At 47.9% G+C, this 24,153-nt stretch carries 21 protein-coding genes; 17 read left to right on the forward strand and 4 right to left on the reverse strand.

Annotation, left to right across the window (positions count from 1 at the left end; all coding sequences use genetic code 11):
- The first annotated feature begins 133 nt into the window (after nucleotides 1-133).
- The 10 genes from N7E69_RS12025 to N7E69_RS12070 all read left to right on the forward strand — a co-directional run bounded on the left by N7E69_RS12025 (nucleotide 134) and on the right by N7E69_RS12070 (nucleotide 9,243).
- Complete coding sequence (locus tag N7E69_RS12025) at nucleotides 134-838, forward strand: winged helix-turn-helix transcriptional regulator (protein ID WP_000738617.1); 705 nt, start codon at nucleotides 134-136, stop codon at nucleotides 836-838.
- Nucleotides 839-1,267: 429 nt separating this feature from the next.
- Nucleotides 1,268-1,810: a fimbrial protein BcfA gene (locus N7E69_RS12030; RefSeq protein ID WP_000743357.1), complete on the forward strand. Its 543-nt coding sequence runs from the start codon at nucleotides 1,268-1,270 to the stop codon at nucleotides 1,808-1,810.
- A gap of 100 nt (nucleotides 1,811-1,910) precedes the next feature.
- Entirely contained in the window at nucleotides 1,911-2,597 is a 687-nt protein-coding gene (gene bcfB, locus N7E69_RS12035) for a fimbrial biogenesis chaperone BcfB (RefSeq protein WP_000742558.1), read from the forward strand.
- Between the two features lie 4 nt (nucleotides 2,598-2,601).
- The gene (bcfC, locus tag N7E69_RS12040) at nucleotides 2,602-5,223 is read left to right on the forward strand and encodes a fimbrial usher BcfC (RefSeq protein WP_001245857.1); all 2,622 of its coding nucleotides are present in this window, start codon (nucleotides 2,602-2,604) and stop codon (nucleotides 5,221-5,223) included.
- The gene (locus tag N7E69_RS12045; RefSeq protein ID WP_000701234.1) at nucleotides 5,224-6,231 is read left to right on the forward strand and encodes a fimbrial protein BcfD; all 1,008 of its coding nucleotides are present in this window, start codon (nucleotides 5,224-5,226) and stop codon (nucleotides 6,229-6,231) included.
- Nucleotides 6,232-6,777, forward strand: a complete 546-nt coding sequence (locus N7E69_RS12050) for a fimbrial protein BcfE (RefSeq protein ID WP_001082038.1) — start codon at nucleotides 6,232-6,234, stop codon at nucleotides 6,775-6,777. It begins immediately after the preceding gene.
- A gap of 15 nt (nucleotides 6,778-6,792) precedes the next feature.
- Nucleotides 6,793-7,311: a fimbrial protein BcfF gene (locus N7E69_RS12055; RefSeq protein WP_001243232.1), complete on the forward strand. Its 519-nt coding sequence runs from the start codon at nucleotides 6,793-6,795 to the stop codon at nucleotides 7,309-7,311.
- Nucleotides 7,277-8,008: a fimbrial chaperone BcfG gene (gene bcfG / locus N7E69_RS12060; RefSeq protein ID WP_001135047.1), complete on the forward strand. Its 732-nt coding sequence runs from the start codon at nucleotides 7,277-7,279 to the stop codon at nucleotides 8,006-8,008. Before N7E69_RS12055 ends, bcfG begins: the two co-directional genes overlap by 35 nt.
- 63 nt (nucleotides 8,009-8,071) lie before the next feature.
- Complete coding sequence (locus N7E69_RS12065) at nucleotides 8,072-8,917, forward strand: DsbA family protein (protein WP_000291392.1); 846 nt, start codon at nucleotides 8,072-8,074, stop codon at nucleotides 8,915-8,917.
- Between the two features lie 38 nt (nucleotides 8,918-8,955).
- Nucleotides 8,956-9,243, forward strand: a complete 288-nt coding sequence (locus N7E69_RS12070) for a hypothetical protein (protein ID WP_000839833.1) — start codon at nucleotides 8,956-8,958, stop codon at nucleotides 9,241-9,243.
- Between the two features lie 99 nt (nucleotides 9,244-9,342).
- Here N7E69_RS12070 and N7E69_RS12075 read toward each other — a convergent pair whose 3' ends face one another.
- Complete coding sequence (locus tag N7E69_RS12075) at nucleotides 9,343-9,792, reverse strand: transcriptional regulator (RefSeq protein WP_001751126.1); 450 nt, start codon at nucleotides 9,790-9,792, stop codon at nucleotides 9,343-9,345.
- Nucleotides 9,793-10,161: 369 nt separating this feature from the next.
- Between N7E69_RS12075 and N7E69_RS12080 the strand changes: the two genes are divergently transcribed.
- Complete coding sequence (locus N7E69_RS12080) at nucleotides 10,162-11,166, forward strand: LysR family transcriptional regulator (protein ID WP_001247392.1); 1,005 nt, start codon at nucleotides 10,162-10,164, stop codon at nucleotides 11,164-11,166.
- A 7-nt stretch (nucleotides 11,167-11,173) separates the two neighbouring features.
- On the opposite strand, the gene N7E69_RS12085 is transcribed toward N7E69_RS12080, so the two are convergent.
- Entirely contained in the window at nucleotides 11,174-11,614 is a 441-nt protein-coding gene (locus N7E69_RS12085) for a transcriptional regulator (protein WP_079945272.1), read from the reverse strand.
- Between the two features lie 522 nt (nucleotides 11,615-12,136).
- Here N7E69_RS12085 and N7E69_RS12090 point away from each other — a divergent pair.
- The gene (locus N7E69_RS12090; RefSeq protein ID WP_001751123.1) at nucleotides 12,137-13,855 is read left to right on the forward strand and encodes an aryl-sulfate sulfotransferase; all 1,719 of its coding nucleotides are present in this window, start codon (nucleotides 12,137-12,139) and stop codon (nucleotides 13,853-13,855) included.
- 45 nt (nucleotides 13,856-13,900) lie between these two features.
- Here N7E69_RS12090 and N7E69_RS12095 read toward each other — a convergent pair whose 3' ends face one another.
- Entirely contained in the window at nucleotides 13,901-15,472 is a 1,572-nt protein-coding gene (locus N7E69_RS12095) for a bifunctional metallophosphatase/5'-nucleotidase (RefSeq protein ID WP_000262869.1), read from the reverse strand.
- Between the two features lie 98 nt (nucleotides 15,473-15,570).
- Nucleotides 15,571-16,332, reverse strand: coding sequence for an outer membrane protein OmpK (locus N7E69_RS12100; RefSeq protein WP_000791534.1), 762 nt, complete (start codon nucleotides 16,330-16,332; stop codon nucleotides 15,571-15,573).
- Between the two features lie 593 nt (nucleotides 16,333-16,925).
- Between N7E69_RS12100 and N7E69_RS12105 the strand changes: the two genes are divergently transcribed.
- The 5 genes from N7E69_RS12105 (at nucleotide 16,926) to nhaA (ending at nucleotide 24,151) form a co-directional block, all read left to right on the forward strand.
- Nucleotides 16,926-18,419 (forward strand): sulfatase, encoded by a 1,494-nt coding sequence (locus N7E69_RS12105; RefSeq protein WP_000831881.1) that lies wholly within the window; start codon nucleotides 16,926-16,928, stop codon nucleotides 18,417-18,419.
- A gap of 98 nt (nucleotides 18,420-18,517) precedes the next feature.
- Entirely contained in the window at nucleotides 18,518-19,708 is a 1,191-nt protein-coding gene (locus tag N7E69_RS12110; RefSeq protein ID WP_000971148.1) for an anaerobic sulfatase maturase, read from the forward strand.
- 18 nt (nucleotides 19,709-19,726) lie between these two features.
- Entirely contained in the window at nucleotides 19,727-20,980 is a 1,254-nt protein-coding gene (locus N7E69_RS12115; RefSeq protein WP_001055836.1) for a hypothetical protein, read from the forward strand.
- A 126-nt stretch (nucleotides 20,981-21,106) separates the two neighbouring features.
- Nucleotides 21,107-22,822, forward strand: coding sequence for an aryl-sulfate sulfotransferase (locus N7E69_RS12120; RefSeq protein ID WP_001094889.1), 1,716 nt, complete (start codon nucleotides 21,107-21,109; stop codon nucleotides 22,820-22,822).
- Between the two features lie 162 nt (nucleotides 22,823-22,984).
- Nucleotides 22,985-24,151, forward strand: coding sequence for a Na+/H+ antiporter NhaA (nhaA, locus tag N7E69_RS12125; RefSeq protein WP_000681340.1), 1,167 nt, complete (start codon nucleotides 22,985-22,987; stop codon nucleotides 24,149-24,151).
- The last annotated feature ends 2 nt before the right edge of the window (nucleotides 24,152-24,153 follow it).

The following is a 24,153-nucleotide window of genomic DNA, read 5'->3' on the forward strand; positions in this document are numbered from 1 at the left end:
GTCTTAATCTTAAAAATATTGCGTATTAGTGCGTTGTGAATACAGAAATACTGCATAGCGATGTTATTTATTATTAATTTAAGTACTTTTTGAGAGGTTATACTGTGACGCTACATTGAGTAGACAACCGTTAATGAAAAAAATGATGAACGACGCTTTTGCTAAAGATAATAATGAGAATTCATTACACTCTTTTCTTTTTTCTCAGCAGGCTAAACCTCACGCGGCAATTGATGCCTTATTTTCGGCCTTGTTGCCATTTGGTCAACCGTTTACGCTGGGTATCGGCGATGAGTTTTATTTACAGGCAAATGATGAACACTACATTGTATTACTGGAGTCAGGCGTTGTTTCTTTCTGTCATGATGACAAACGACTCCATATATCTTCATCGTTTGCGCCATCGGTCGTGGGTATGGTTGACAGCTATGGCGCTACCTATAACGTCCCCGCGCGACCGGAACACTTTTTGCTCGCAGAAACGGTTTGTACCGGTAGATTTGTTCGCCTGCCGGATTTTATAAAAATCGCCGATGAATGCGATTTGTGGCACGACGTGGCCCGTTGTCTGGCTTACCGTCTGATGGTGATGAGCGCGCGCGATCGTGAATTAGTCGGCGTCGATTCTTATCTGAAAGTTCGGGCGCTGCTGACTGAAATCTGGGCTTATCCACAGGCCTACCGGGAAAGCATTATCGTGTTGAATTTTATTCAACGGCGTACCGGGATATCGCGCAGTCGGACCATGAAGATTCTGTCTGAACTAAAAAAAGGCGGGTATATCCATATTGATAATGGGCGGCTGACGGCGCTCGGAAAACTGCCAGTGGCGTATTAATGCACTATCCGCAACGATATATTTACATATCTCGACTGAATTTGCCTGGTATCGTTAATAGAATGTTTTACTGAAGGTTGTTATGAAAACTATTTTTAAAAAGTCAATATGGCTAAAGGAGATAGGCCGAACGACTGGTGTAAAGTTAATATAAAACAACATGTTATGCCTGGTCCTATAAAACCAAATGTCGATGATTGCAACTTGCCGTTGGCTTGCTAATAATTAATAACATCGTTATCTCATTATAACGTAAAGATTAACTCACGACGTTGAGTGGCTGTTTTATTGCCTCTGACATTTATATCAGAACAAGAAGACACTTTTTTTCGCATAAGAAAAAGTCGTGATATTGCTGTGAAGAAATATCAGCAGCCGTTTCGTTAAAAAATCTGATTACCCTCATTTTTATATTTAAAAGGAGCTTGAATGAAAAAGCCTGTACTAGCATTAATGGTCTCTGCCATTGCCTTTGGCGGAATGTTGTCCACCGCGCAAGCGGATACTACAACCGTCACTGGCGGTACGGTAAATTTTGTCGGACAGGTCGTTGACGCTGCCTGTTCTGTTTCCGCTGACTCTGTCGATCAGACCGTGACATTAGGCCAGGTTCGCGCCAGTAAATTAACCGAGGCCGGTATGGTGGCGAATCAAAAAGAAGATTTCACCATCAAACTGGAAGACTGCGATACTCAGACCAGCCAGAATGCGGCGGTGATTTTTAATGGCCAACAGGACGCAAACCAGCCGGGGTCGCTGGCGAATACCGCTGGGGCAGGTTCGGCGACGAATGTGGCATTACAACTTTATGGACCAGATGGCCAGGCGCTGAATATCGGTGAATCGTCCAGTACTGTTACCTTGAACGATGGCGAAAACGTTATTCCGCTTAGCGTGGATTATATCGCTACCGGTACGGCGACTGCCGGTAATGTTACCGCGACGGCGACATTTAGCATGGTTTATTCCTGATTCCTTATCGGGATTTTTTTCTCGTCTGTTGGGAGGCGAGAAAGGGGCGTTACGCGCGTCACTGCGCGTAACAAACCGACGGCATCAGGATATTACGCAGATGAAAAAAAACGTACCGATTTTCCTTCGATTATTGCTACTGCTGTCGGCGGCCGGCCTGTCGTTTGCCGTGCAGGCGGGAGGCATTGCGCTGGGCGCGACCAGGGTGATTTATCCGCAGGGAAGTAAGCAAACCTCCTTGCCGATTATTAATTCTTCTGCCAGCAATGTTTTTTTAATTCAGTCATGGGTCGCCAATGCCGATGGTTCACGCTCGACGGATTTTATCATTACGCCGCCTCTCTTTGTGATCCAGCCTAAAAAAGAAAATATATTACGTATTATGTATGTCGGGCCGTCATTACCGACCGATCGCGAAAGCGTATTTTATTTAAACAGTAAAGCGATACCCTCTGTCGATAAAAATAAATTGACCGGCAACTCCCTGCAAATTGCGACGCAAAGCGTGATTAAGCTATTTATCCGCCCGAAAAATCTGGCGGAGGCGCCAGCTCATGCCCCGTCGACGCTTCGCTGCCGTAACGAGCGCGGCCAGCTAACGATTACTAACCCTTCGCCGTACTACGTTTCGATGGTTGAACTGTACAGCGCGGGGAAAAAACTGCCGAATACTATGGTACCGCCGAAAGGCGCGATCACTCTCCCGGCGACGCCCGGCCAGGTATCTTTGCGCACGGTAAACGATTTTGGCGCAACGACGCCAGCACGCGTTTGTCCAGCTTCATGATGTTATGCGTAATCAGCTTTTCATGACGCGATATTACTCCAGCGTAACTAAACCCGTATTAACCCCGCTGGCGTTGGCTATCGCATTGGCGCCTGCGCCGGGGTGGGCGGAAAACTATTTCAACCCGGCATTTCTGTCTGACGACCCGTCTGCGGTGGCCGACCTATCGACCTTTTCCCGTAATGCCCAGGCGGCAGGGATGTATCGCGTTGACGTTTACCTGAACAATACGTTTCTCGCGACCAGAGACATTGCCTTCCAGGCGGTGAAAACGACGGGAAAAAGCGCGCCCACCGATGACAGCGGATTACGCGCCTGCCTGACGCCTGAAATGCTTAAAAATATGGGGGTAAACACCGGGGCGTTTCCACTGTTGGCGAAGGCGGCGGCGGGAAGTTGCCCTGATCTCGCCAGTGCGATACCGGCCGCCCGGACCCGCTTTGATTTTGCGCAGCAACGTCTCGACATTAGCATCCCGCAGGCGGCGATGGTTGCCAGCGCCAGAGGCTATATCCCACCGAAATACTGGGATGAAGGTATTAATGCGTTGCTATTGAATTACACCTTTACCGGCGCGAATAGTCAGGATCGGAGCCCAGGCGGCAGTGCGGAGAACAGCTATTTTCTTGGATTGAATAGCGGCCTTAATCTGGGGGCCTGGCGGTTACGCGACTACTCCACATGGAACGCGAATAGCGGCGATCAGAATAGCGACAGCGACTGGCAGCACATCAGTACTTATCTGGAACGTGATGTGGTCTTTTTGCAGGGAGAACTGACGGCAGGCGATAGTTATACCCCCTCCGCATTATTCGACAGCCTTCCTTTTCGTGGGCTACAACTGGCGTCTGACGACAATATGTTGCCAGACAGCATGAAGGGCTTCGCACCGACCATTCACGGCATTGCCAGAAGCAACGCGCAAGTGACCATTCGGCAAAACGGCTACATCATTAATCAGCGCTATGTGCCGCCCGGGGCATTTACTATTAATGATCTCTATCCTACCGCCGCCAGCGGCGATTTGACTGTGGAAGTCAAAGAGTCCGACGGTTCTATTAATCGCTATAACGTGCCCTATTCCGCCGTGCCGATTCTACAACGAGAAGGGCGGCTGAAGTATGCGGCGACGGTGGCGGAGTATCGTAGCGAGAGTAGTCAAAAAGAGAAGGTGAAATTCAGTCAGGCGACCTTGATATGGGGGTTACCGCATGGTTTTACGCTGTATGGCGGAACACAACTTTCCAGTCATTATCACGCGCTGGCGATCGGCAGCGGCGCAAATCTGGGCGACTGGGGCGCGGTGTCGCTGGATGTCACCCAGGCTACCAGTACGCTGGCGGATAATAACACCTACCAGGGGCAATCGCTGCGTTTCCTGTATGCCAAATCGCTTGCACAGTCAGGAACCAATTTACAGCTTATGGGCTATCGCTATTCAACCTCGGGCTTTTACACGTTGGATGATACCACGTGGAAACGGATGAGCGGCTATGACGATGACAGTCGGACTGACAGCGATAAAAGCAGGCCGGAATGGGCGGATTATTACAACCTTTATTACACCAGGAGGGGGAAAGTACAACTCGATATCAATCAACAGCTAGGCGGGTTGGGATCGCTTTTTATTACCGGCAGCCAGCAAAGTTACTGGCACACTGATGAAAAGGATTCTTTGTTGCAGGTGGGATACAGCGATACGCTGGCGGGTATTGCATGGAGCGTTTCTTACAACAATAACAAATCCGCAGGCGATGCGGAGCGCGATCAAATTTTCGCGCTGAATATCTCGGTGCCGCTAAGTCAATGGCTGCAACACGATGATGAGGTCACGCGCCATCACAATGTTTACGCTACCTTTAGCACCAGTACGGACAAACAGCATAACGTTACGCAGAATGCGGGCCTTAGCGGCACACTGCTGGACGAAAACAATCTTAGTTACAACATACAGCAAGGTTATCAGAATCACGGTATTGGCGAAAGCGGCGCCGCCAGTCTGGAATACGATGGCGCGAAAGGCAACGCCAACATTGGCTATAACGTTAGCGATAACGGCGATTACCAGCAGGTGAATTATGGCCTGAGCGGCGGCCTGGTGGCGCACGCGCATGGAGTGACACTAAGCCAGCCGCTGGGCAATACCAATATTTTGATTGCCGCGCCGGGCGCAGCCAACGTCGGCGTTGTCGACCAGCCGGGTATTCATACGGACGCGCGTGGCTATGCGGTGGTGCCGTATGCGACAACATATCGCCAAAACCGTATGGCGCTGGACGTTAACGCCATGGCTGATGATGTCGATATTGATGACGCGGTGACTCGCGTTGTGCCGACCGAAGGCGCGCTGGTTCTGGCCCGCTTTAAAGCGCGGGTCGGCGCGCGTGCCCTGGTAACGCTGAATCATAACGGTAAGCCTGTACCCTTTGGCGCAACGGTGACGGTGAATGATCGCCATGCGGAGGCGATTGTTGACGAGGCCGGGGAAGTCTATCTTTCCGGGTTGTCAGCGCAAGGCGTTCTGCACGTTCGCTGGGGGAACCTGCCGGATCAACAGTGTGTCGCGTCCTATCATCTCTCTTCCTCCCGTCAGATTCTGAGTCGACAACATGCGGAGTGTCATTAAATGAAAATACCTCTTTTATTTGCTCTGCTGGCGGGAAGTGTCGTATCGCAGTACGCCTTCGCAGACGTGTGTAAAAACGTTAACGGCGTGCCTTCCAGTATTAATTACGATTTAACGACCACTCTGATGGCAGAACAAAACCAGGTGGGAAAGACGGTTCAACTGGAAAAAAGCCAGGAAGTTAATGTACAGGCGGTGTGTCCCGCCGGCGCGTCGACCTATAGCCAGACTTATCGCTCCTATGTGTCGCCATATCCGGTCGTAGAAACGAGCGGTAACTGGAAATATTTAAAGCTGGACCCGGACTACCTTGAAGGCGGAATGCGAATTGAGGATTCTTCGGCGGGCGATATCTATCCGCCAATGAACAACGTTCTGATGGGATATGATGAAAATGTGAAAGCGGGTCAACCGTTTTACGTTCGTGACTCAAATCTGGAGTTTCAGCTCAAAATTGTTAAACCGTTCGTCGGCACGGTGAATATTAGTCCTAAGACTATGTTCAATGTTTATGTCATGACCGCCGCAGGCGATCCGCTGACAGATGTCGTATACAGCATTCTTTATAGTGGAACGGTGACCGTACCGCAAAGCTGTGAAATCAACGCCGGACAAACGATTCTGGTAAATTTCGGCGCATTATACAGTGGCAATTTCAACCATGCAGGCCAAAAGCCGGAGGGGGTACGAGCGAAAAAATTCAGCGTACCGGTAAAGTGCAGCGGTCTGGATTCGCAGGTCAATTTAACAATGCGTCTTATCGCTACGCCGGATAGCCACGTTCCCCAGGCTATCGCTTCGGATAATGCCGATGTCGGCGTAGTGGTCGAAACCGATGAAGGAAACGCGCTTATCCCCAATGATGCACAGAGCGTCGCGCCTTTTATCACCGATAGCGCCGGACGCGCTAACATCACATTGCAAGCCTACCCGGTAAGTACAACAGGCGAAACGCCTGCGGAAGGGGCGTTTACCGCACTGGCCAGCCTGCGAGTGGACTTTGACTAAATGAACAGATCACACTGCGCTCTTTTTGCCATGGGACTAATGCTGTGTCCGCAAATCAATGCCAGCGCTGACGACCTCGCTTATAACCTCGAATTTACCGGCACTATTGTGGCGCAAACCTGCGACATAGATATTTCCAGTCTCAGTCAAAGTATTGATTTAGGACAGTTTGCGGTTGGCGACTTTCCTTCGACAGGAACAACGACAAAATTTAAGCCCTTTAATATCAACCTCAAAAATTGTTCCCGAGGAATTGCCGGGGCGAAGATCTGGTTTACCGGCGAACCCGATCCGGACAATCCCGCGCTACTGGCGATAACCGACACCGGGATGGGAAGCGGAAACATGTTAGCAAGCGGGGTTGGGGTGGAAATTCTGAATGATGATCAGGATACCATCAGTATCAATAATGCCGACTCGGTGGTCTATCCGTTGAAAGCCGGACGCAACACGCTGTCTTTTTATATTCGCTATAAATCGACCCGGCCGACGGTCACGTCCGGGAACGCGACGGCGGTCATGTATTTCGATATGCAGTATGAATGAGGAGCCATCGTAATTATGCGTAACGATATCCTGTACGGCATCGGGATGCTGCTGGCGGCATCCGGCGTCCAGGCGCACGATGGCCGGGTCTATGTTTCCGGAACCATCACGGACAATACGTGTTCGCTCTCTCCTGGCTCGGAAAATATTAACGTGGCGATGGGCGCGGTTTCTCAACGGCAGTTTTATCGCGCGGGCGACGGTTCCGCATGGCAACCTTTTGCTATCGATTTACAAAACTGCGGCAGCACTGCCAGCGGCGTAACGGTCAGTTTTAGCGGTGCGGCGGACAGCCGTAATACGGATTTATTGGCGCTTACCGCAGGGGAAAGCGACGCTTCAGGCATTGGGATTGCGCTTTATGATCAAAATAAAACTTTAATCCCACTGGGGCAAGAGAGTGATGTGGTGACGCTCAGTCCGGGTCAGGCGTCGGCGCATCTGCAATTTTACGCGCGTTATCTTGCCGATGGCGGCGCGGTAACGCCCGGGGACGCCAATGCCTCCGCAACCTTCATTCTTGCCTATGAATAAGTCCTTTTTACGCTGCGCGATATATTGGTGCTTGCTTCCCATATCATGGGCGCAGGCTGGCGTGGTAATTGGCGGTACTCGCTTTATCTATCATGCGGGCGCCCCGGCATTAAGCGTACCGGTAAGTAACCATTCAGAAGCGTCCTGGTTAATTGATACGCATATTTTACCTGGTGGCCGCTGGCCAGGAACCAAAAACGAAGGGAATATCATGCCCTTCGTGGTCACGCCGCCATTATTTATGCTTTCAGCGCGCCAGGAAAACTCAATGCGGGTGGTTTATACCGGCGCACCGCTACCCGCCGACAGGGAAAGTCTGTTTACCTTGAGTATCGCCGCTATTCCCTCCGGTAAACCGGAAGCGAACCGTGTACAAATGGCGTTTCGTTCGGCTTTAAAATTGCTCTATCGCCCTGAGGGACTCGCCGGCAATCCGCAGCAGGCCTACCGGCATCTGATCTGGTCGCTTACCCCCGATGGCGCGACGGTACGCAATCCGACACCCTATTACGTTACGCTCTTTTTATTACGCGCTAACGAGCGCGCCCAGGACAACGCCGGGGTCGTGGCTCCCTTTGCAACGCGTCAAACGGACTGGTGCCGGCACACGGTTCGCTGCACTGTGCGCTGGCAAAGTATTAATGACTATGGGCGGGTAATGACAGCGCAAACCGTGGATCTGACGCGTATTCATTAACTTTTTTTCAGGCGTCTCCCGATAGCGGGAGGCTTTCCGAACTTATCGAACGAGACTTTTATTATGTATTATCACGCGTTAAAACTTTCCCGACTGGCGATGTTGACGTTGGCAGGCGTTGCCGTATCCGCCTCGGCAATCGCCGCCGATTCTGCCCCGACGTCGCAAATTGGCCCGACGGCGGAAGCCTACATCGTCAGTCATCCGGATAAAGTGGGAGAGGTGGTGGCAACGTATTTGGCCGAACATCCGGAATTTTTGGTCGCCGCCAGCGAGACGTTGCATCAGCGTCAGCAGATTGCGCAACAACAGGCGTATGTTCAACTGGCATTACAGTATCGTGCTGAGTTGCTCAGTAGCAGCAGTCCTTCCGTTGGGCCCAACGAGGCAAAAGCGGCGGTGGTGATGTTCTTTGATTACCAGTGCTCGTGGTGCAGCAAAATGGCGCCTGTGGTCGAAAACCTGATTAAGGCGAACCCGGATACCCGGTTTATTTTCAAAGAGTTTCCTATTTTTTCCTCCCGCTGGCCGGTATCCGGACTGGCGGCCAGAGTCGGCGAACAGGTATGGCTTACACAGGGCGGGGCGAAATATCTCGACTGGCATAATGCGCTTTATGCCACAGGGAAGGTGGAAGGCGCGTTAACGGAACACGATGTCTACACCCTGGCGCAACATTATCTAACGCCGACGCAGCTGGCCGCCGTAAAAGAAGCGCAAAGCAGCGGTGCAGTACATGATGCGCTCCTCACTAACCAGGCACTGGCGCAGCATATGGACTTTAGCGGCACGCCTGCTTTTGTCGTCATGCCTCAGACGCAAGACGGTGATGTAAAACGGGTGACCGTGATCCCGGGAAGCACGACTCAGGATATGTTGCAAATGGCGATTCAGAAAGCGAAGGGGTGATATTCGCTCAGAGGAGAACGCACAGGAGTGAAAGTAAAATGAAGTCTATGCGTTGCGTCATACCGGTGATTTTACTTTCCTTTATCGTTCATGAAGGGACAGCGAAACCGACCGCTCAGATTCATTTTATGGGATCGGTTGTTGAGGCAGGCTGCTGGAATGACGTAGGAACCTTAGAAATTCAATGCCATAATAAAGAGGGAGTTGAACGTTATATTATTGTCGAGAATATTATCACGCCGATATCGTCTCCTCATGCAACGGTAAAACGAGATTATTTGGATGAAGATAAGCAATTAACAGTGCTACGCATTGTCTATGACTGAACCGCGTAGCAGACCGCAGATGGTGTCCCGTCAGTGTCGTGTGAGGATATTATGAAAAATGTTCTCACCTTCCCGGGACACGGTCTACAGACTTTATCTTCAGATAAACGGCGCTAAAAAGAAAAGCACGATCAATAAAAAAAGAGTGGGAATACCAATGGATATAATTTTATTACATCGGTGAGTATGATATTGAATAGCTTGTGGCGGTATGTCAGCAGCGTCAATGATAAATCTTTCATCGATTTTTATCCCCTGCCTGAGGAGCGTAACAAACAGTTCGAAAAGCCCGATTTGTTGTAAATCTCGTCGCAGCAGATAAAGAAGTTGCGTCAAATTAGCATCGCTAACAAATTGACTTCGCTCTCCCCAAACTGCGTGTGAAATCATCTCCCGCGTAATCAGTTTCTTGTAGGCATTTTCAAAAAGATAGCTTAAACAACGCGCACGCATTAGCGTCACCTTTAGCACTTTTTTATCATGTAATGATATTATTTCTCTTAACGACTCATTATAAATAAATTCGTTATTAATAGTATATTGTCTCATGAATTCACTCCGTTTTGATATTCATAAGGTACGTTTGACACTGTCAGTGTGTTCACTGGCGGTAAAGTACTCCTTACATCAGTACGGATAAGCGTAGAGAACCGCAAAGAAATAAGAGAATCATTTGTGATTAAACAGGATAATATTATGCTTTTTTACTTTTTTATAAAGTGTGCCAGATGTTTTTGATGTTTTTTATAAAATGGCATCATGTGTTTTTATTTCACACAGGCTGAAATGATATCAATAAAATTATAATTTAATAACAAACAGATAGAGGAAATGATTTACTTATTGAAATAAGTGTGGTGCAAGGTTAATCTGCGCCTTAAATGATGGTGCCAGATTATACCAGCCAGGATAACCTATATGCGGCCAATAAAAAATGCTAAAAAAATTGACTACAATCTGATCAAAGTGTTCGATACGGTTATTACTGAAGGAAATGCAACCAGGGCGGCGAGGAAACTGGATGTCACGCCTGCGGCGATCTCTCAGGCTCTTCTTCGTTTACAAAATCTTTATGGCGAAGAGTTATTTATCAGAACCCGCAAAGGATTAGTTCCGTCCAGCAAAGGTAAATCGCTTCACCAGGTATTTCGCCAGGCAATTGAATCTATAGAAAGCACACTGTGCGATAAAACAGATGCTCAGGAGAGTAATGAACTCATTGTTCTGGGAGGTGATATCACTGAAAATTACTATTTTCCAGCATTGCTGGATACTGTGTTGATGAATCGATATATTATTAAACACTATGCGATTAAAAAAACAGGGGAATACTCACCAGCCTCCATGCTGACGCATGGCTATGCGGATGTCATCATGGGAATTCTGGAAATTAAGAATGAGATGATTGAAAGTTATCTTATTGATAATTTATCTGATTTTGTTTGTGTTTGTGGTGAAAAAAGTCCATTGGTTGGGCTTGAAAAAATTTCTTTATATAATTTTTATGCTGCCAGACATGCTGTCTATCATTCAGATATGTTCTCTTCTTTCACCGCTGATAGCATTGATTTATTCAAGAGTAGTACGCCTTATGCGGGGCGCAGAGAAATAGGTTATTATAGTGATTCACTATTTGGAGTTATCGGTGTTGTTGAAAAAAGCGATATGGTTGCGATTTTGCCAGGAAAGATTGCTACTTATTTTAGAGATGTGCGGCGTTATAATATAAAAATACTACGTATGCCTGATGAAATAATTTTTCGTATGTTACCCGTTTATGCTTATCTGGCTACAAACAGCACCCATTATAAAAATGCCAAAAAACTGATATCAACATTTCAGTCGACCTTTCTTTTTAGCCAGGAAAAGCAGCCTGACGCTTTGGTTGAAGGAAGCACATCCTTATGCGATTTGTCGGTTTAATATCAAATTATCGTATTAAATGAATAACCGTTATGACCATGGTCAGTAAAGCGAAAAATAATGCCATATATTTATACGCTTCTTTTTTTAAAGAAGAGGGGAGGCAGCTTTGGTTTTCATTGCTGATAATAATGTTAGCATCTACTTTAATACCCGTTCGAGGCACCGTGGAAAAAAACTGGCTCAGGCCAAAGCCTTTAAGGTCGCGCCGCAGTAGATATAAAATCTGGGTCAGGTTGGCGTCGCTGATAAATTGACTTCTTTCCCCCCAAAGTTCATTAGTGAGTTGTTTTTTATAAATAATCTCTTGTTGTGCATGATTCAGCATATATTCCAGACACTTTATGCGCATTGCGGCAATTTTTATCATCTTTCCCGTTTTTATGTTTTTTAGCTCATTGGTCTTATCATTGTAAGTGTGCGTGCTGTTAATTAAATAAATAGTCATGATGTTATTTAATGGGTTTAATTGGGGTGGCGATAATAATATGCATATTAAATTTACGGATCAACTGGCGTGATTGTAATAGCGTCTTTTTTCCAGAGAAAATCGTATCGTGTCACAAAAATGATGTTTTTTTAGAAAAACTAAAATTTTATTTTTAGTCGCTCTAAAAATAAAATGATAGTAGTGTTAATTTTTATCAGTAGATTGATATGCTTTGATTGATTTATTGTTGACATAAAATAATTTGAATTATGGCGCAAGGCCTATGCCAACCATAAAAAAGGTATAGGCTATTGGTCACAATGCATTAATGCTACATAATTGTTATGCTTTTATAGTAGCGCCAGGGAAATAAAATCTTCGGACGATAAAGAATAGTTTTAGTCTGGGTGTTATTTTATGGATGTTTTATTTTAAATTATTAAACCGATTTCTCTTGTTGAGGTAGGGTTATTTGCTAAGCAACGGGCTGGCATGTTGTAGCTGCTCGTTGCCTATATCCCAATTAATCAGGAGAAACGTATGAATAAGAAAAGTTCGTCAATGGTTAACATGCCCGCACCGCGTGAGCCTATTAACCAGAAAATCGATACCAATAACGCACTGGTTTTAAACCATAACGCCATATATGAACAACGATTAGCGGAGATCACGCAATCTAATACCTGTGACAAGGCCATTGTCACCGTAAATCCCTACGGGACCGCCCCGTTGAGTCTCTATCTGGGGGTTTGGATGGATGAAGCTGCCGCGCTTGAGATCAATGTTGTTGATAGCGAAGCGACGACAGAGGCAGTGCGTTATCAATATGATGTACATCCGGGCGCTAACCTTATTCCTGTGTGTGGGATGGTATCCGCGGTGAATAATCAGATTACCCTACGCCTTGCCTCGCAAATTGTCGGGCAATATACAGTAATGACAGACGCATTACCGCCCACGGATTCGGCTAACGTGAGCCTCGGCTTCCCTATTATTAGCGTCTCCTGTCCTGCGCAGCAGGCCTCGCTGATGGAGGAAGGACTTTATTTCTCCACTTATTTTGATCGGTATAATCTGGCTTTTGATCATAACGGGATTGTCCGGTGGTATGTAAGTCAGGAAATCCCTTCTTATAATTTTGTCAGAATGGATAACGGCCATTTCCTGGCGACGTCACAGGGAATAAACCATTGTCTGAATATGTATGAATTTGACATTATGGGACGGGTTTATACGGTTTATCTTCTCGACAATGAGTTCCATCACTCCATTCTTCCCATTGAGAACAATCTGGCGATTGCGCCTTCAGAATATAGCAATGGACGGCCAGACGGTTACTCAACCGGGAAAGATGGCGTTTCTATTATTAACTTATCTACCGGACTTGAAGTCGCCTATTACGATATGCTGTATGTGATGGATTATTCCAGATCGCCGCGTCCTTCCGGAAGCGCGCCAGGTCAGGACGTATCAATGGATGACTGGCTGCATATCAACCAAAGCTATATTAATGAACCCAACAATTTGCTGATCTGTTCCGGTCGACATCAGAGCGCGATTTTTGGCGTAAATGTGGATTCCGGCGAACTGCGCTTTATTATGGCGAACCATGAGGATTGGTCTGACGAATTCAAGCAATACTTATTAACCCCTGTCGATGATGATGGTGTCCCGCTGTACGATCTTACCTCGCCGGGAGGGATTGATGCGGCAGATAAGAATTTCTGGACCTGGGGGCAGCATAACATTGTTGAAATTCCAAACGATGAGCCTGGTATCCTGGAGTTTATGGTCTTTGATAATGGTAACTATCGTTCACGCGAAGATGCGAAAAGTCTGTTGCCGCTCGATAACTTCAGCCGGGTGGTGCAGTTTAAAATAAACCTAAACACGATGACCGTAACGCGTCCGTATGAATATGGTAAAACGGAAGTCGGGAACCGGGGCTATAGCAGTTTTGTGAGCGCTAAGCATTTATTGACTAATGGTCACCTGGTTATTCACTTCGGCGCGACGACGGTTGATGAGTTTGAACATACCATTACCGCGCAACCAGGTTCCAGCGATCTTGTCGATCCGGATGAAGGGCAACAGGCGTTAGGTGGACTGGTATTACAAGAAATCAATAAAGAGACGAAAGAGGTCTTATTCGAAGCGATGGTGACGTCGGGCTATTTCAAGAACGAAGAGACGAATGGCACGAATTATCGTTATGATATTTCTGCATTTCGGGTATACAAAATGCCGCTGTTTGCATAACTAAGTATGTTATGCGGCCGGTTATCGACCGCATAACATTATGGCTTATTTGCTAATATCATCCACGCGCATGGTGTGGTCAGGTTGAATATTGTTAACCTGCTTCATATAGTTAACCAACGCCGGTGCGGTTTGTATCCCTATATATTTGATATTTTTACCTTTAGTGAAGGTAAATCCGCCACCACCTTTACCGATAAAGGAGTCCAGCGCGACGGTATAGAGTTTATTGTCTTCTACCGGTTTGCCTTTGATATCAAATCCAACAATACGCTGGCCCAGCGGTTTGGTGCTGTCATATTTAAACTGGACGGTTTTAGATACGTGCAGCATACCGTTTTTCAGATCGGCAGCGTGTGACATGATGGATTTCAGGTCTTTACCGCTGATTTCCATGCTCATGACATCGTTGGTGAACGGATACATACTCAGCACATCACCATAGGTGATATTGCCTTTTGGCAATTCGGTACGGATGCCGCCAGCATTATAGAAGGAAGCGTCGGCGCCAGGAACGGTAGCCATCAGGGCATCGGTGATTAAGTTGCCGGTTGGCGCGGATTCACCGTAAGAACGGGTCAGCACTTCCGGAGAGTGCGCGACCACCTCATCGGTAATTTTCTTAACCTTGTTATCCCATTCGTCAATTTTGGCCTGCGTGACCGGATCTGGCTTATAAGTATCCGCATACATGGTGATCAACTTACCATTGTAGCTGTCCACTTTTTTGGTTTCCGGGTTCCAGTCAAGCACCAGTTTACCTAATTCGATGGTGTACGCATCCGTGGAAACGACAAGGGTATCGCCCACTTTAATCGGTTCTGGCGTACCTTTATGCGCATGGCCGGTAATCAGGACGTTAAGTCCATAGCCTTCCAGCGATTTCGCCATATCAACGTCGGTTTTCAGCGCGCGTGCGACATCAGCCTCGCCTGCGCTGGACTGCATACCCGGCACGCCTTCGTGGGCGAGCAGCACGGTCAGGTCAACTTTCCCTTTTAACTCTTCCAGCTGTTTTTTCACATAAGGAATCGGATCGCGGCAGTCAACGCCTTCACGCACGCCTGCGGCAATCGCTTCATAGAATGCGGAAACGCCGTGCATACCGATGACGCCGATCTTGAATCCATCTTTTTCCACGATGGTATACGGTTCTTTAATTAATGGCGTATCTGTGCCGCTGTAAAAAACATTATCCAACAATACCGGGAATTGCAATTTGCTGAGTTGTTTAACCAGATTCTCATGGCCATGGTCAAATTCATGGTTACCGACAGAGACGGCGTCGTAAGGCATGGTATTTAAAATATCAATAATAGCCTCGCCTTTGGTCAGCGTACTGATAAAAGGTCCGGTGAAATAGTCGCCAGCATCAAAGAAAAAGACATCTTTCTCTTTCGCTTTTGCATCTTTGACAATTTTCGAGATGGGCGCAAAGCCGCCTACCGGACGTGTCTTGGATACATAGGGGATAATTTCTGGGGTTACATGGGCATGTAAATCGTTTGTATAATAAATTGTGATGTCACGCGCATCGGCTGAAAAGGAAATGGCTGAAGACAAACCAATGCACAGCGACAGTAGGGATATCGAAAACTTTTTGTTCATATAAACCATCCATTTACGCTACATTAAAGAAAAACAATGCCTGTAGTCGTGTCATTCACGACTACAAACCGGGGAAATTAAGTAATATTCATCAAGTTTATTAATTATTAAAACTCGAAGCCGATCAGGTAATTCATACGGTCGCCGTAGCCGTCATACCCCAATTTATTATTGAAGTAACGGTAAGAGACGGAGGCGGTCCATCGCGGCATAAATTTCCATGTAAACGTTACCGCGCCGTTCAGGCCGGTCGTCCCACCCTGTTGTTCGGCGTAGGCATCATTACGATCCATTTCAACTTCGTTCCAGTTTGAAATGACGAACTTTTCATTAAACATATCGAAGTTATAAGCCGCGACCCAACCGAGAACATAACCGTTAAAGCCTGTCGCCTGTCCATACTTTTTAGAGGTATAATCGTTCGATAAGTTATGAACAGCGAAATAGGGCTTAATAAAGCCTGATGGGCTGGTTAAACCCAGATAACCTACCCCGTACATCATGTTTAATTCATCACCGAATTTATTCTCCATCGACATATAGAGTTTCATCATTGCGGTAAAGTTAGAGCCTTCTACTACCCTATAATGTCCCAGAAATTGGGTAACATGGTTACGGCCTTCTACCGGATGGTTGAGCACGTTCATTTCATAAAATGATGCAAATTCGCCCCTGTCAAACACGGCGCCGAAATCGGCTACCGCTTTCCACACTTCGCCGCGATCGACATTGACAAAGCCTTTATTCCAGTCGCCATATCCGAAGCTAAGTTTACCGTATACGCGTTTCAACTCCGCTGCCTGGCCATTAAAGCAAGAGAAAAGAACACATGCGGCGAGTAGACTATTAATATATTTCTTATTTTTCATGCTCAACTCCATGAGGTAAAAACACAGTGAAATGTTGTGTAAAGAAGCGAATTCTAAGGAGTGTCTTTTTATACGTAGGTGATAGATGTCTCAAAAATATCAGCGACATATAATCGTCAAATATTCGTGTCAGATAATGTTGTTTATTACGTGATAACTATTTGATTTATAGTTTATGTCTCTGTTGTAAAAGTCACACCGGATAGCATGAAATTAATGAAACTTCGAATGGGAATAATCTCTCGCAAAGACAACTTACTGCCATTAAATGAGGGTGTTACCGTTCAAACAGCAACATATATTGACATCACAATAGCGGTTCTGACATATGGGCCATATTTGAGTTCTGCATCACTCGTTCGCGATTTCTTTTTTTATAGACTGCTTCAGGCGTGTTTTCTTTAGCACGAAATATATTTATGGCATTAATATTATAATGAGTGTGAATAATTTCTACGATAAAACGATGTTAATGGAAGAAATATAAGACAAATCGAATATATATAGTGCAATTAATTTAGGCTGTATTCCGCAGCCGGGTCTATCGGCAAATATATCGTAATCAGACCGTGCGATAACTCAAAGGAGTTGAAATGAAAAGAACAGTCGTTGCCAGTATGATAGGGTTGGCGCTATGCGCTGGATGCGTATTATCAACCGCGCAAGCGGCAACCGCAAAGCGTCCTAACTTAGTCATTATTCTGGCGGATGATTTAGGGTATGGCGATCTCGCCACCTACGGGCACCGCATCGTTAAAACACCTAACATAGACAAATTGGCGCAGGAGGGGGTGAAGTTTACCGACTATTATGCGCCAGCGCCTCTGTGTTCTCCTTCCCGCGCGGGCCTGTTAACCGGTCGTATGCCGTTCCGTACCGGAATCCGTTCCTGGATACCGGAAGGCAAAGATGTTGCGCTGGGGCGTAATGAACTGACTATCGCCAATCTGCTAAAACAGCAGGGCTACGATACAGCGATGATGGGGAAATTACACCTGAATGCGGGCGGCGATCGCACCGATCAGCCGCAGGCGAAAGACATGGGCTTTGACTATACGTTGGTTAATCCGGCGGGATTTGTCACCGATGCTACGCTGGATAACGCCAAGGAGCGCCCGCGCTATGGCGTGGTGCATCCTACGGGGTGGATTCGTAATGGCCAACATATTGGCCGCGCAGATAAGATGAGCGGCGAGTTTGTGAGCTCTGAAGTGGTGAACTGGCTGGATAATAAGAAAGACGATAATCCGTTCTTCTTATATGTCGCCTTTACCGAAGTCCATAGCCCGCTGGCGTCGCCGAAAAAATACCTTGATATGTATTCGCAGTACATGACCGACTACCAGAAGCAGCATCCGGATCTGTTCTACGGCGACTGGGCAGACAAACCGTGGCGCGGCACCGGCGAATATTACGCCAATATCAGCTACATGGATGAGCAGGTCGGTAAAGTGCTGGATAAAATTAAGGCGATGGGCGAGGAAGATAACACCATCGTCATCTTTACCAGCGACAACGGCCCTGTCACGCGCGAAGCGCGTAAGGTATACGAGCTGAACCTGGCCGGGGAAACCGACGGTCTGCGCGGGCGTAAAGACAACCTGTGGGAAGGCGGCATTCGCGTACCGGCAATCATCAAATACGGCAAGCACATTCCACAGGGGATGGTAACGGACACGCCGGTATATGGTCTTGACTGGTTGCCGACGCTGGCCAACATGATGGACTTTAAACTCCCGACCGATCGTACCTACGACGGTCAGTCTTTAGTTCCGCTCCTGAAGGACAAGACGTTAAAACGCCAGAAACCGCTGATCTTCGGTATCGATATGCCGTTCCAGGACGATCCGACGGATGAGTGGGCGATCCGCGACGGCGACTGGAAGATGATCATCGATCGCCAGAGTAAACCTAAATATCTCTATAACCTGAAAACCGATCGTTTCGAGACGCTCAATCAAATTGGTAAACAGCCGCAGATTGAGAAACAGCTTTACGGTAAGTTCCTGAAGTATAAAAAGGATATTGATAACGATTCGCTGATGAAAGCCCGTGGCGATAAGCCGACGCCTGTCACCTGGGGCTAATGGAATAATTATAAAAAATTAAGTATGCCACTTAGGGCGATGCCCACCTGATCCGGTCACTCTGTGCCGGATCAGGTTCTTTTATTTCAGGGAAGGTAATGATGTTTGGGAAAAGTTGTCAGGTCATGGTTAAACCAACCGGATCGGTGTGTAACCTTGACTGTAAGTACTGTTTTTATCTGGAGAAAGAAAAGCTCTATCCGGATCGAAAAAACCATTACAAAATGTCGGAAGAGACCCTCGAACTCTTCATCAGGCAGCAGATTGCCGCACAGGATATTGATGAGGTCATTTTTGCGTGGCAGGGCGGGGAACCCACATTAATGGGCATCCCGTTTTATCGTAAAGCCGTTGAATTTCAGCAGCGCTATTGTGGCGGCAAAACCATCGTCAATACCTTCCAGACCAACGGCATCCTGATCAACGATGACTGGGCGACCTTCTTCCGGGAGCATGATTTTCTGGTTGGCGTCTCTATTGATGGCGATGCCGCGTTACACGATGAATGGCGAGTGACGCGCTCCGGAAAGCCGACGCATGAAAAAGTAGAAAATGCGGTGCGTTGTCTGGCGCAGCACGACGTAGAATTTAATACCCTCACGGTGGTTAACCGTACCAATATGCATCATCCTGTTCAGGTCTATCGCTACCTGAAAAGCATTGGTAGCCGCTATATGCAATTTATCCCTTTAGTTGAACGCTGCGGGGAAAATGGACTGGCGCAGCCGCAGGATAAACATATCGCGATGACGCCGTGGTCGGTCGATAGCCTGCAATTTGGTCAGTTTCTGAATGCGGTATTTGATATCTGGATCCGTGAGGATATCGGCGATATCGGCATTCAGCTATTTGAACAGACGCTGGCGGCCTGGTGCGGCCTGCCGCCGCAGGTTTGCGTTTTTGCGCCCACCTGCGGCAGCGCGTTTGCGATGGAAATGAACGGCGATGTTTATAACTGCGATCACTTCGTATATCCGCAATTTAAACTGGGGAATATCCACCAGAAGACGCTGCGTCAAATGAATCAGGGCGAACAAAATCGCCAGTTCGGCAGCGATAAACAGCGTTCAATGGCGCAGGAGTGTCATCGCTGTCAATGGAAGTTCGCCTGCTATGGCGGCTGTCCGAAACATCGTTTTTTACCCTCTGCGTCAGGCGCAACCAATCATAACTATCTGTGTGCAGGTTATCAGGCTTTTTTCTCGCATACCGCGACGGCGATGAGTGCCATGCGAACCCTGTATGAAAAAGGCATCTCACCTGCAGAAATAAAGTCAATATTTGTTTGAAGGTAGTATTCGCAGGGAGTGAATATGTTTTCTCACATTAATGTCGATGCTTGCAAAACGCCAGGCTGCAAAAATCTGGGGATTCTGGGGAGCCCAGACTATCTACCGCAAGGGAAAAATGTTCTCTGTCGAGCGTGCGGTTTTTTGTTCCCCATTATCTCAGCCAGATCGCTTAATCTTTTTCGCCAGGCGGCGAATCAACCCTGGAAAGGTCTGGTGAAGTCCTGTCCGCATTGTGGCGGGACGTCGCTGAAAAAATATGGATTTTCCACTAAAGGTGAACGGCGTATGTATTGCCGCCAGTGTAATAAAACGTTCATCTCCTATACCGCTGTCAGGAGCGACGCCAGACAAGAGAACCTTGCCACGTTGATTGGCGAAGGAGCGTCGCTAGTTGAAATACGCGCGGCGCTGGCGATAGACAGCACGGGTTTTAGCCGCGAATTACAAAAACTGTCCCGTCGCGCTAATCAAGCGGAACGCGATTTTGTGTTTCCCGCGTTTGATATCGCTATGAGCACGCGGGCGTTTCGTGTGAAATTTAACGGCGGCGACAGCAGCTTATACGTGCTGGTGACGGCGGAAGAGGAGAGCGGTAAGGTCGTCGCGATCTCAACGAATTACTCCGCCCAACCGGTGGAAGCGGATTATCAATATCATTCTGATTACGAAGAACGACTTCCGTCCGGCACGCTGGCGCATCTGGTGCAGCGAAAAGAGGCGCTGACCATGCGCCGCAATGTATTATTTGATGTGGATTACGGCCCCGCCGTTTTATATAAAAACGATCCGGGGATGTTAGTAAAACCCGTATTACCTGCTTATCGACATTTTGAGTTGGTTCAGGCGTTGACGGATGAGCGTTCCCTGAATGTCCAACATTATCTCGATCACGAATGCTTCATTCTGGGCGGCTGTATGATGGCGAATTTTAGCTATCTTCGTCAGGGGCGCTGCCATATTTCGTTTGTGCGTGAAAGAGGCGTTACGCCGCCCAAACGCGATCTCCCTCCGCGGTTGTTTTTGAGCGGCGGAATTCGCAACAACGTCTGGCGTACATTTTCCACACGGGATTATGCGATGGCGGTATGCAATCTCACAGGAAATAAAAAGGTGAGTTTGTTACGCCATGCGACGTTAAATAGCGCGACGGCGTTTATTCGCTATGTTCACAACCATCCCTTCCTGCCGCATCTTAACCGGATGTCTCCTGGCAATGTTGTTGCCGTACTGGATTACCTAAAATTTGAATATAACGCTTCACGTAACTGAATTGCTAAAATAAAAAGTGTGATGAGGTGTTGTTGCGGTATTTTATTCGGACGGCTTAAAAATCCAGAGTATTAATTTTCGTGGTCCCCATGAGGGGCGATGAGATTAATACACTGGAGATTTATCATGAATACGTTAACTACAACGTCTGTTGTCCTTCCTGCGCCGCGTCCGGCGATTAATCAGGGTATCGATATCAATAATGAAATGGTGCTTAACCATACCGCTATTTATGAAAATTGCCTTGCGCAGGTCACGCAAGAGAATACGGTAGAAAATGCGCTCATGTTGTTAGACCCTTACGGCACGGCGCCTTTAAGCGCTTATGCCGGGGTCTGGAGTCTGGAACCGGCTGAGATCATAGTCACGGTCCAGGATGCGGCAAAAACGGCGATGCCGGTAGAACATCTTTACACCCTTACGGCAGGCGCAAATCTGTTGCCGGTTCTGGGGCTGGTAGCGGATACTGAAAACCGTATTGTCTTTTCTCAGGCAGATACGCCGCTTGCCGTCTATACGCTCATCACACAGCCATTACCGCCGGTAGATTCCGCGGAGGTCGTATTAGGTTTTCCGATTATCAACGTGACGCAACCTGCTACCGATGCGGACAAGATGGCGCCAGGGTTTTATTTTATTACGCATTTCGATCGCTATAATTACGCATTAGATCAGAATGGTCTGGTGCGCTGGTACGTTACTCAGGATTATCCGTCTTATAATTTTGTTCGAATTGATAATGGCCATTTCCTCACTACTTCAGAAGCGAAAAATACCTATCTGGATATGTATGAGTTCGACATGATGGGGCGTCTTCACACATTCTATAATCTCGATAATCAATTTCACCATTCTATCTGGCCGTGGGATAGCAATACCATTGTTGCGCCCTCTGAATATACCTCGGGTCGGCCCGACGATTTGAAAACCAATGAAGACGGCGTATCGGTTGTCGATCTGACTACCGGACTGGAGACGGCTTACTACGATATGGCGAAGGTGCTGGATACGACGCGGGTTTCCCGTCCTTCAGGTACGGCGCCGGGAGAAGACCCGACGGTTAAAGACTGGCTGCATATAAACCAGAGCTACGTGAATGAGACGAATCAGTTGTTAATTGCGTCCGGGCGTCATCAGAGCGCGGTGTTTGGCGTCGATCTGCAAACGCAAGCGCTACGCTTTATTTTGTCAACGCATGAAGACTGGGACGACGCTTATCAGCCTTATCTTTTAACCCCGGTCGACAGTGAAGGTGTGGCGCTTTATGACTTTAGCAAACAGGAGGATATCGACGCGGCCGACCGTGACTTTTGGACTTGGGGCCAGCATAACGTCGTTGAAATCGCCAATAATACGCCGGGTATAGTGGAGTTTATGGTATTTGATAACGGTAACTACCGTTCGCGTGATGACAGCAAAAGCCTGTTACCGCCGGATAACTACAGCCGCATTGTCCATTTCGTGGTGAATATGAATGAGATGACCGTTATGCGGCCATTTGAATACGGCAAGGAGCTGGGCGCGCGTGGCTACAGTAGCTGCGTTAGCGCGAAAGCGATCCAGCAGAATGGCAATATTGTGGTGCATTTTGCCGACTGCACGTTTGATGAAAATGGCCGCGCCATCTCTTGCCAGCCTGGCGAGAGCGATATTATCGATCCGCAGGCGGGCAGCGAGGCGATGGGGCTGCTAATTTTACAGGAGATTGCGCCTACGGAGAAAACCGTGCTTTTTGAAGCGACCATGACGTCAGGTTACTACAAAAACGCGGAAACGAACGGGGAAGGCTATCGCTACGATATTACCAGTTTCCGGGTGTATAAAATGGATCTGTACGCGTAGCGGTCTATCATCAATGACTGACTGCACTAAAAAAGTCCGGCGTAAGTCGGACTTCATTTCGTAAAAAACGAGCTATTCATCATATATAATCTAATTTTAACGATGAGTCAGGCGAGGTAAGATAGTAGATCCGAAGAATTCACCTGATTGAGAGAATAAAAAGTGAAACATCTGCACCGATTTTTTAGCAGCGATGCCTCTGGGGGCATCATTCTCATCATCGCCGCTGCGCTGGCTATGCTGATGGCCAATATGGGCGCGACCAGTGGATGGTATCATGATTTTCTGGAGACGCCGGTTCAGCTACGGGTTGGGGCGCTTGAGATCAACAAAAACATGCTGTTGTGGATCAACGATGCGCTGATGGCCGTGTTTTTCCTGTTGATTGGCCTGGAAGTTAAGCGCGAACTGATGCAAGGCTCGTTAGCCAGTCTGCGCCAGGCCGCTTTTCCGGTGATTGCCGCCATCGGCGGGATGATTGTACCGGCATTGCTCTATCTGGCCTTTAACTACTCCGATCCGGTCACTCGCGAGGGCTGGGCTATTCCTGCCGCGACGGATATCGCCTTTGCGCTGGGCGTGTTGGCGCTGTTGGGCAGCCGGGTTCCGCTGGCGCTGAAAATTTTCCTGATGGCGCTGGCGATCATCGATGATCTCGGCGCTATCGTTATTATCGCACTGTTTTATACCAGCGATCTTTCTATCGTCTCGCTGGGCGTGGCGGCGTTCGCGATTGCCGTGCTGGCGCTGCTGAACCTGTGCGGCGTCAGACGGACTGGGGTATATATTCTGGTCGGGGCAGTGCTGTGGACGGCGGTACTGAAGTCCGGCGTTCACGCGACGCTGGCAGGCGTTATTGTCGGTTTCTTTATTCCGCTGAAAGAAAAACACGGTCGCTCGCCGGCCAAGCGTCTGGAGCATGTTCTGCACCCGTGGGTCGCGTACCTGATCCTGCCGCTTTTCGCTTTTGCGAATGCCGGCGTTTCTCTTCAGGGCGTCACGATTGACGGTCTGACCTCCATGCTGCCGTTGGGAATTATTGCCGGTCTGCTGATTGGTAAGCCGCTGGGGATTAGCCTGTTTTGCTGGCTGGCGCTGCGTTTCAAGCTGGCGCATCTGCCGCAGGGGACCACTTATCAGCAAATCATGGCGGTCGGCATTTTGTGTGGCATTGGCTTTACGATGTCCATCTTTATCGCCAGCCTGGCATTTGGCAATGTCGATCCGGAACTTATTAACTGGGCGAAATTGGGCATTTTGATTGGTTCATTGCTCTCCGCAGTGGTGGGGTATAGCTGGTTGCGCGCGCGTTTGAACGCGCCGGCATAATC

Source organism: Salmonella sp. 3C (assembly GCF_025426275.1).
Classification (GTDB): domain Bacteria; phylum Pseudomonadota; class Gammaproteobacteria; order Enterobacterales; family Enterobacteriaceae; genus Salmonella; species Salmonella enterica.